At 66.1% G+C, this 9,714-nt stretch carries 10 protein-coding genes; 7 read left to right on the top strand and 3 right to left on the bottom strand.

Annotated features, from left to right (window positions below):
• The 7 genes from QQJ79_RS13680 to QQJ79_RS13650 form a co-directional block, all read left to right on the top strand.
• On the top strand, positions 1-2,768 hold a 2,768-nt coding region (locus tag QQJ79_RS13680; RefSeq protein ID WP_284223473.1), incomplete at its 5' end, for a M16 family metallopeptidase.
• Positions 2,769-3,570: 802 nt separating this feature from the next.
• Positions 3,571-3,882 (top strand): MarR family transcriptional regulator, encoded by a 312-nt coding sequence (locus tag QQJ79_RS13675; RefSeq protein ID WP_284223472.1) that lies wholly within the window; start codon positions 3,571-3,573, stop codon positions 3,880-3,882.
• On the top strand, positions 3,879-4,121 hold the full coding sequence (locus QQJ79_RS13670) for a hypothetical protein (protein ID WP_284223471.1): 243 nt from the start codon (positions 3,879-3,881) through the stop codon (positions 4,119-4,121). The genes QQJ79_RS13675 and QQJ79_RS13670 overlap by 4 nt, the downstream gene beginning before the upstream one ends.
• Entirely contained in the window at positions 4,114-4,338 is a 225-nt protein-coding gene (locus tag QQJ79_RS13665) for a hypothetical protein (RefSeq protein WP_284223470.1), read from the top strand. The genes QQJ79_RS13670 and QQJ79_RS13665 overlap by 8 nt, the downstream gene beginning before the upstream one ends.
• The gene (locus tag QQJ79_RS13660; protein WP_284223469.1) at positions 4,339-4,539 is read left to right on the top strand and encodes a helix-turn-helix domain-containing protein; all 201 of its coding nucleotides are present in this window, start codon (positions 4,339-4,341) and stop codon (positions 4,537-4,539) included.
• On the top strand, positions 4,536-4,736 hold the full coding sequence (locus QQJ79_RS13655; protein WP_284223468.1) for a helix-turn-helix domain-containing protein: 201 nt from the start codon (positions 4,536-4,538) through the stop codon (positions 4,734-4,736). The genes QQJ79_RS13660 and QQJ79_RS13655 overlap by 4 nt, the downstream gene beginning before the upstream one ends.
• Complete coding sequence (locus QQJ79_RS13650) at positions 4,733-5,788, top strand: CHAT domain-containing protein (RefSeq protein WP_284223467.1); 1,056 nt, start codon at positions 4,733-4,735, stop codon at positions 5,786-5,788. Before QQJ79_RS13655 ends, QQJ79_RS13650 begins: the two co-directional genes overlap by 4 nt.
• A gap of 494 nt (positions 5,789-6,282) precedes the next feature.
• On the opposite strand, the gene groL is transcribed toward QQJ79_RS13650, so the two are convergent.
• From groL to QQJ79_RS13635, 3 genes are all read right to left on the bottom strand, one after another.
• A complete protein-coding gene (gene groL / locus QQJ79_RS13645; protein ID WP_284223466.1) occupies positions 6,283-7,935 on the bottom strand; it encodes a chaperonin GroEL in 1,653 nt (550 codons plus the stop codon).
• 50 nt (positions 7,936-7,985) lie between these two features.
• Positions 7,986-8,273 (bottom strand): co-chaperone GroES, encoded by a 288-nt coding sequence (groES, locus tag QQJ79_RS13640; protein ID WP_284223465.1) that lies wholly within the window; start codon positions 8,271-8,273, stop codon positions 7,986-7,988.
• 147 nt (positions 8,274-8,420) lie between these two features.
• On the bottom strand, positions 8,421-9,714 hold a 1,294-nt coding region (locus QQJ79_RS13635; RefSeq protein WP_284223464.1), incomplete at its 5' end, for a tetratricopeptide repeat protein.

Below are 9,714 nucleotides of genomic sequence, written 5' to 3'. Positions count from 1 at the left end.
CGCCCGTCGCCGTCGCCGCCGCGCCGGCCCTGCCCCAGGCCGCGCCGCTGCAGGGCGCCCCGGTCGCCGATCTGGTCGCCCGCGTCGACATTCCCTGGTCGCGCTTCCAGCTCGACAACGGCCTGACCGTCATCGTCCATGAGGACCGCAAGGCCCCCGTGGTCGCCGTGTCCATCTGGTACAATGTCGGCTCCAAGGACGAACCGGCCGGCTCGACCGGCTTCGCCCACCTGTTCGAACATCTGATGTTCGGCGGCTCCGAGAACTCCCCGACCAGCCACATCCAGGCCATGAGCGCCGCCGGCGCCACCGGCCTGAACGGCACCACCTGGTTCGACCGCACCAACTATTTCCAGACCGTGCCGACGCCGGCCCTGGAGCAGACCCTGTTCCTCGAGAGCGACCGCATGGGCTATCTGCTCGGCCAGGTCGGCCAGGAGGTGCTCGACCTGCAGCGCGGCGTCGTCCAGAACGAGAAGCGCCAGCGCGACAACCAGCCCTACGGCCTGTCCGGCTACGCCCAGCAGGACGCCCTCTTCCCCGTCGGCCATCCCTATCGCCACTCGACCATCGGCTCGATGGCCGACCTCGACGCCGCCAGCCTCGAGACCGTGCGCAACTGGTTCCGTGACAACTACGGCCCCAACAACGCCGTGCTGGTCCTGTCGGGCGACATCGACGAGGCGACCGCCCGCACCCTCGCCGACCGCTATTTCGGCGCCATCCCGCGCGGCCCCGTCAACGTCCCCGCCGCCGCCGACATCCCGACCCTCGCCGCCCCGGTCGAGGAAGTGCTGCATGACCGCGTCGCCCAGACCCGTGTCAGCCGCGCCTGGGTCGTGCCCGGCCTGCTCGATCCGGACGCCGTCCCGCTCAGCGTCGGCGCCTCCATCCTCGGCGGCCTCGCCTCCTCGCGCCTCGACAACGCCCTGGTCCGCGGCGACCAGACCGCCTCCTCGGTCAGCGCCGGGGCCCAGGCCTTCCACCGCCTCGGCTTCTTCTCCTATTCGGCCAATGTGAAGCCCGGCGGCGACGCCGCGGCCGTCGCGGCCCGCATGGACGCCGTCCTCGCCGACCTGATGGCCAACGGCCCGACCCAGGACGAGATCGACCGCGTCGTCACCCAGTACGCCGCCCGCACCATCCAGGGTCTGGAACAGGTCAACGGCAAGGCCTCCGCCCTCGCCGAGGGCCAGCTCTACGCCGGCGATCCCGACTTCTACCGCACCCAGCTGGCCGCCTACGCCGCCGTCACCCCGGCCCAGGTCCAGGCCGCCATGCAGCGCTGGCTGTCCCGCCCGGTCTACAGCCAGATCGTCGAGCCCGGCGAGCGCGAGGCCTATGTCGAGGCCGCCGCCGCCCCCCCGGGCGCCACGCCCGTTCCCGCCGCCGAGATCCAGCGCGTCGCCCGCGATCCCATGCCGACCATCGGCGACGTCCCCAACATCGACTTCCCCGACGTCCAGCGCGCGACCCTCTCGAACGGCGTCGAGATCGTCTATGCGCAGTCGACCACCGTCCCGGTCACCCGCGTCGCCGTCGAGTTCGACGCCGGCTATGCGGCCGACGACGCCAACGCCCTCGGCGTCCACTCGATGATGCTCAACCTCATGCAGGAGGGCACCACCAGCCGCGACTCCAACGCCCTGGCCGAGGCCCAGGAGCGGCTCGGCGCCTCGGTCAATCTCGGCGCCTCCATGGACCGCACCGCCGCCAGCCTGACCGCCGTCACCACCAACCTCGACCCCTCGCTGGTCCTGCTGTCCGACATGGTGCGCAACCCGGCCTTCGCCCCGGCCGAGGTCGAGCGTCTGCGCGCCCAGCGCCTCGCCGCCCTGGCCAATGAGCGCACCCAGCCCGCCGCCATCGCCGCCCGCGCCCTGCCGGCCCTGATCTATGGCGAGACCAACCCCTACGGCCGGCCCTTCAACGGCACGGGCACGCCCGAGACGATCACCGCCCTCACCCGCGAGGACCTGATCGCCGAACATGCGCAATGGGTCCGCCCCGACAACGCCCGCATCTTCGTCGTCTCCGACCTGCCCCTGGCCGACATCACCCAGCGGCTCGAGCGGGCCTTCGGCGACTGGCGGGCCCCGGCCGCCCCGCGCGGGACCAAGGCCTTCCCGGCCGACATCCCCGCCACCACCGCCCGCATCGTCCTGATCGACCGGCCGCAGTCGCCGCAGTCGATCATCTACGGCGGCGCGGTCCTGCCCGTCTCCGGCACGGACGACCTGCTGACCCTGACCGCCGCCAACAGCGTTCTGGGCACCGACTTCCTCAGCCGGATCAACGCCGATCTGCGCGAGACCAAGGGCTGGTCCTACGGCGTGCGCGGCTCGGTCAACGCCCTCCAGCACCGCGCCCCCTACATCGTCAACGCCCCGGTCCAGGCCAATCGCACGGGCGAGTCCATCGCCGCCCTGATCGCCCAGTACGAGCGCTTCCTGACCGCCGAGGGCGTCACCCCCGCCGAGCTGGAGCGCACCGTCAACGGCGACACCCGCGGCCTGGCCGGCGGCTTCGAGACCTCGGGCCAGATCCTCGGCGCCCTGCGCTCCAACGCCCTCTACGGGCGCCCGGACGACTATCAGGAGACCCTGGCCAGCCGCACCCGCGCCCTGACCGCCGCCGACATGGACGCCGCCGCCCGCGCCGCCATCAATCCGGACCAGTTCGTCTGGGTCGTCGTCGGCGACGCCTCGGTCGTCCAGCCCCAGCTGGAAGCCCTCGGCCTCCCGGTCGAAGTCCGCCCGGCGCAATAAGCCGCCCACACCAGCCCCTCTCCCTCCCCCTCCGGGGGAGGGATGTCGGCGCGCAGCGACGACAGGGTGGGGAGGGCCCGGCGACACAGCCGCGCTCCCGTCGCCGAGCCCTCCCCACCCGGCTTCGCCTGCGGCTCAGCCACCCTCCCCCGAGGGGGAGGGAGAGCGCGATCACCCCGCTCCCTCTTTCCCATCAAGTCGGCGCGCCCCGCGCGCCCGCCACGCCCAGCCCCGGTCGCCCGACCCGGCGCGGGTCCCCCCGGTCGCGCCAGCGACCGGCTCTTGCCAACAAAGCCAGGCCGTCCCGGCCTGCCGCGCGAGCGGCGCGCAGCGTCCTTGAGGCGCGCCGGGGCGGGTGGCCCACCTACGTCTCCATACCTACGAGGGGAAGGAAGGTTCTGGACCGCCCGTGGGAGCGATCCCATCCGCTCCCCCCATTGTTTGGCGCGTATAGCTCTGAAGACGCCCGCAAGGCCGGCACCCGCGGAAGTTATCGCATTGATATTTGGTGCGCGCGTACGTTTCGCATTTGTTCTCAACAACTTGCGTGGCGACAAACGGGCTTCCAGCGTCCGCGAGGATATCGAAATCTATTCACGAGGAATAGAAATTGCGTTTTCGCTTGTCGTACGGCGACGTACCGGATGTGACGTGCCCACCGCAAAACAGCTGTGCACAAAGGCTTTTCTGACCGAAATCGATCAACAATCGTCGTTATGCAGATTGATTAATGTGTCGAAAGGAATATGCAGACTGAATAGCACTCGATTCCCAATAGTGCCAAAATGGGGTGGCGTGAGCCATGGAGATCCAGGAAACCTTTCTTCGAGCGATTTTGGCGACGGTGGCGCGACAGACCTTCTCGCCAGCCAGAATCCTTGAAATTATCAACGCAGGAGAGAAGCAGCATCGCGCCTTCAATCTGTGTGACGGCACGAGAACCCAGGCAGAGATCGCGAAGGAGCTCGGGTTCGATCAAGGAAATTTCAGCAAGACGATCAGCCGGTGGATCGACGAGGGAATCATAATTCGCGTGAGGGAGAACCGCGAAACGCGCCCTTTGCACGTGTACCCGCTTCCCGAAGCGCTCATCAAAAAGGAAACGAAGAAATGAGTTTGCCAGACCCGTTGGTGTCGCTGAACGACAAGATGGACACCCTGATCAAGATCCAAGCCGCACTCGCGATCAAAGGGATGGCCACCCAGCGCGACAAGATTGCCTTTCTTTACGGTGCTGGCCTTGGGCCGACCTACATCGCCAACCTACTGGGGATTGCTCCGAGCACTGTGAGCGCCACGATGGCGAAGTACAAGAAATCGGCTGCAGGTAAAGGAGTGGGCGCAGATGAGTGATGCTAACCATCAAGAACTCATGGGTGTTCTGCGCACGCTTGTGAAAATCCAATCTCTGTCTGCAGTGCGTCACCTCCACACGAAGAAGGAGAAGATCATCTTTCTCTCGGAGGCTGGTTTGGAGCCTAAGGAAGTCGCGCCGATTGTCGGCACCTCTGCTGCGTCAGTCAGCCAAGCCATCTACGAAGCAAAGAAAAAAGCCGGAAAGGAATCCTAGATGGCCAAAGAGAAAGATGAGGTTGCGGACGAGCTGCGCGCCCTGAAGATGTTGATGATTCTCCAGCTCCTGCGGCAAGGCGTGAAACAAAGCCAGATCGCAGCGGTCTTGGGCGTTAGTGAAGCAACCATGAGCCGGATGCTGCCGACAGGAATCACGAAAGCCGTATCAAAGGGGACAGCAGCCGAGACCGGTGGATGACAGAGGAAACCCTAAAAAAAATCCTTTCTGAGCTAGAAATGATCCGAAAGATCAAAATGATCGAGCTCACCGAGCGTGGCTATTCCCAATCGAAGATTGGTGACGCTCTAGGGATAAGCCAGGCGTCAGTTAGCCGGATGATGGCGTCAAAGAAGGTGCCCAACCCCAAGGCTGATAAGAAACCGGACAAACAATGAGCAGGCAGGCTTCCGTTGTCAGCATCTCGGGGGACTATGAGGAAACCATCCTCCAGTACGCCAAGCACTTGGGACGCAGCAAAAATCGCCGCGTCGTATTCGATTTAATTTACGGGCGCGGATCCAAGCCACGTTCCAGAAAGCAGATTGCCGAACTGCTTAGCAAAACAGGAAACACGCAAGTCATACAGGATGCGCTGGACGAGCTTGCAAAGCATCATCTGATCACCCGAGTGGAGAACGGAGGCCAAGTAAAAGACGGTAGCCGTTTTCTCTATGGGAAGGCGGAACCGGTGAGGGCGAACCGCGACAAAATCGTGAGGTACGCGGATAATCCGAGTGCGGCAAAGAAAGTCCCCACGAAACGGCGTACGGCGGTCGAAATAGCTGTGTCGTTCGTCAAGCCCGCTTCCCGGCGGTCGGTGGCTCCCAGGGCCAGCGGTGTTCGTGGCGCCAGAGCGAAACTCAAGATCGCTCTACTAGTTACGAACCCCGACAGCCGCGCCTCACTCCAAACCGGGGTGGAGGCCCGCTATATCGATGAGAGCATTCGGCTGAGCCCGCGGGCAAACGAAGTCGACCTGAAAATCGTACCAGCACCTACGCTGCCTACCTTGCTCGACACATTGAACTCTTTTGGGCCCACAGTTCTCCACTTCTCAGGCCATGCTGGCGGCCAAGCCTTGGTTTTCGACAACGAGAAAGCGGGAGAAGACGGCGGAACGGTCTTGGACTTCGATATGATTGCTAGCGTCCTCGGTGCGACGCGCGCCAAGCCGAAACTGCTCATGCTAGTCGCCTGCGATACGGTGGATGGTGCCGAGCGATTTCTTGATGAGGTGCCGGTCGTGATCGCGATGTCCGATTCGATCGGTGATGTGGCGGCGTGTGACTTCTCAGCGCAATTCTATCGAACTCTGAGTACCGGCGAGTCGATCTCCAACGCGTTGGCGCAAGCGAAGCTCGTGCTTAAGGCCAAGGGGTATGCAGACGCCGACCTACCCACACTCCTGACCCGTAGTGCGGGTGCCGCTGACAAATCCCTGCTTTAGACTTCGCGGTCATCAAATAGGTCTCGAGTCTTGTCGTCGGCTGCCTTCGATAGACCTTCCCCGCGATGAAGACAGGGATGCTTGACGCTGCCCAAGCCTGACGCCCCCTCGAAATGCGCCCACCCGCCGTTCGGCATGTGCACGCTGACGATTTTCGCGCCGCAGTGAGGACAGGGATGGCGATAAGCGCGGCCCTTGTCGGCGGCCGGGTCTGAAAACTGGAGTACCCAGCATTCCCTGACGAACGTCGAACCCCCGTCGGGGAGACGCCTCATGTGTGCGCTTCTCTTGATCCAGCGCGCTTCCACGCCTGGCCTCCGCCTGTGGCTAGCGATTCGCGGCTAGAGAGGCAGGATCAGTTTGATAAGCTCCCTTGTCCAGCACGCTAACCCTTCGCAAGGGGACGGTAGCGAGCCACGCCCAAACAAAAAGGGCGGCCCCGTCCCCGGAGCCGCCCCTTCTGTCTCAGCTAGAACTCGCCGAGCGACGCAGACTTAAAAGTCCATATCGCCCATGCCGCCCATGCCGCCGCCGCCCATGCCGCCGGCGCCGCCGGCCGAGGCCTTCTTCGGCGCATCGGCCACGGCCGCTTCGGTGGTGATCAGGATGCCGGCCACCGAGGCCGCGTCCTGCAGGGCGGTGCGCACGACCTTGGCGGGGTCGATGACGCCGGCCTGGATCATGTCGACGTATTCCTCGGTCTGGGCGTTGAAGCCGTAGGTGGCCGAGGGGTTTTCCAGCACCTTGCCGACGACGATGGAGCCTTCGACGCCCGCGTTCTCGACGATCTGACGGATCGGGGCCTGGATGGCGCGGCGGATGATGGCGATGCCGGCGGTCTGGTCGGCGTTGTCGCCTTTCAGACCGTCCAGCGCCTTGGTCGCCTTCAGCAGGGCGATGCCGCCGCCGGGGACGATGCCTTCTTCAACGGCAGCCCGCGTGGCGTTCAGCGCGTCGTCGACGCGGTCCTTCTTCTCCTTGACCTCGACCTCGGTCGAGCCGCCGACGCGGATGACCGCGACGCCGCCGGCCAGCTTGGCCAGACGTTCCTGCAGCTTCTCCTTGTCGTAGTCCGAGGTGGTGTCCTCGATCTGCTTCTTGATCTGGCCGATGCGGGCCTCGATCGCGTCCTTCTCACCGACGCCGTCCACGATGGTGGTGTCGTCCTTGGTGATGGTGACCTTCTTGGCCTTGCCGAGCATGTCGAGGGTGACGTTCTCGAGCTTGATGCCGAGGTCTTCCGAGATGACCTGGCCGCCGGTCAGGACGGCGATGTCTTCCAGCATGGACTTGCGGCGGTCGCCAAACCCAGGCGCCTTGACGGCGGCGACGCGCAGGCCGCCACGCAGCTTGTTGACGACGAGCGTGGCCAGGGCCTCGCCCTCGATGTCCTCGGCGATGATCAGCAGCGGGCGGCCGCTCTGGACCACGGCTTCCAGGATCGGCAGCATCGACTGCAGCGACGAGAGTTTCTTCTCGTGCAGCATGATCAGAGGCTCCTCGAGCTGGACCTCCATCTTGTCGGCGTTGGTGATGAAGTAGGGCGACAGGTAGCCGCGGTCGAACTGCATGCCTTCGACGACGTCGAGTTCGGTCTCGGCGGTCTTGGCTTCCTCGACCGTGATGACGCCTTCGTTGCCGACCTTTTCCATGGCCTTGGCGATCATGTCGCCGACTTCGCTGTCGCCGTTGGCCGAGATGGTGCCGACCTGGGCGATTTCGGAGTTGGCGCTGACCTTGCGGCTCGAGGCCTTGATGTCGGCGAGGACGGCGGTGACCGCCTTGTCGATGCCGCGCTTCAGATCCATCGGGTTCATGCCGGCGGCCACGGCCTTGAGGCCTTCCTGGACGATCGACTGGGCCAGGACGGTGGCGGTGGTGGTGCCGTCGCCGGCCTTGTCATTGGTCTTGGAGGCGACTTCCCGGATCATCTGGGCGCCCATGTTCTCGAAGGCGTCCTCCAGCTCGATCTCTTTTGCGACGGAGACGCCGTCCTTGGTCGAGCGCGGGGCGCCGAAGGACTTCTGGATCACGACGTTGCGGCCCTTGGGACCGAGGGTGACCTTGACCGCATTGGCCAGGACGTTGACGCCGCGCAGCATCTTTTCGCGCGCGTCGGTGGAGAACATAACCTGTTTGGCAGCCATCTGGCAGCTCCTAATTCTATGGTTTTGAAACGGAAATCAGACGCGGGTGCTTAGGACAGCACGCCCAGGACGTCGGATTCCTTCATGATGATCAGGTCTTCGCCTTCCAGCTTGACCTCGGTGCCCGACCATTTGCCGAACAGGATGCGGTCGCCGGCCTTCAGGTCCATGGGGACGTGCTTGCCGTCTTCATCGCGGGCGCCGGGGCCGACGGCGACGACTTCGCCTTCCTGGGGCTTTTCCTTGGCCGAGTCGGGGATGATGATCCCGCCCTTGGTCCTGGATTCCTCTTCCACGCGCTTTACCAGCACGCGGTCGCCGAGCGGACGAAACGCCATTTGTCTGTCTCCCTGAGAGTGTCTTGGGGCCCTCCCGCGCGGCTTTGGCAGCCGGTACACGAGAGTGCTAACGGCCGGGCAGATAGGGGCGGCGGACGGGGGCGTCAAGGCGCGGCGCCGTAATCGGCGCCGAAAGACCGGACGGCTTCAGCGGGCGGCGAGGACCCAGCCGGCCTCGACCTGACGGGCGAACAGCGGCCGGGCGCCGCGCACGCGGGTGCGCCAGTCGCGGCCCCGTCCGTCCTGTCCCAGCAGGTCGCCCAGCTCCGCCCGCACCAGAGCCAGGGCCTCGTCCGGGCGGTCCCGGCGGATCAGGAAGCCGGCGTGCTTCCAGGCGCCGTCCATGGCGTCGGCGTGGGCGGGCGGCAGGCGGGTCGAGGCGATGGCCAGGGCCCGGCGGTACAGGGCCTCCGCCTCATCCGCGCGGCCCAGCCGGTCCAGCACAGCGGCATAGCCCTCGATCGTCTCCAGCAGGTCCGGACTGTCGGGGCCGACCCCGCCCTCATAGGCCGCCAGCCCCTCCCGGAACGGCGCCTCGGCCTCGGCCCAGCGCCCCTGGTCGGACAGGGCGTAGCCCAGATTGGCGCGCGCATTGCCGGTGAAGGGATGGTCCGGCCCGACGATCTCCAGCGCCAGCTCCAGCGCCCGGCGGAACGCCGGCTCGGCCCCCGCCCCGTCCCCCGTCACATGCAGGAACCAGCCCTGGTTGGTCAGGCACTGGGCCAGCAGCACGGGGTCATTGGCCTGTTCCGCAATGGCCACCGCCCGCGCATACAGTGGCGCCGCCTGATGCGCCCGTCCCGTGCGGCGCAGGGAGTTGCCGAGGTTCGAGAGCACGATGGCCACGTGATAGTCGGTGGGGCCGTACAGCACCTCATACATGCCCAGCACCTGCCGGTAGAGCGGATCGGCCTCGGCGTGCCGTCCCTGGGCGGTCAGGGCGTTGGCGACCAGATTCAGGCTGTCGGCGGTCTTTTCGTGCACCGGCCCCAGATGCTCGCGCCGCAAAGCCAGACTGGCCCGGGCCGCCGCCTCCGCCTCCTCGTTGCGGCCGAGGAAGTCATAGGCCCGGGCGCGGTCATAGATCAGCGTCGCCCGTTCGACGGGATCGGCTGCGGCCGCCTTGTCGAGCAGGGCCAGCGCCCGCTCGATATCGGCCAGGGCGCCGTCATAGTCGCCCTGCTCGAGCTTCAATCGCGCCCGCACCGCCAGCGGCCTGCCGACCTGTGACGCCTCCTGCCCCAGCCGGGTCTCGACGATCTGGACGGCGGCGGCGATGGCGGCCTCGGCGCCCGGCAGGTCGCCGGCGGCGAACCGCTCATTGGTCAGGGCGATCAGGGCGACCGCCGCCCTCCCGGCGTCGGGCTCGCGGGCCAGGATCGCGGCCACAGGGTCCATCGTCGAGGGCGCGGAGATGCGGACGTCTGCAGGCGGTGGCGGC

The sequence above is a fragment of the Brevundimonas denitrificans genome (assembly GCF_030160755.1).
In the GTDB taxonomy this organism is placed as follows: Bacteria; Pseudomonadota; Alphaproteobacteria; order Caulobacterales; family Caulobacteraceae; genus Brevundimonas; species Brevundimonas denitrificans.
Note: the sequence above shows the minus strand (reverse complement) of the source record. Positions and strands in the feature narration are given on the sequence as shown.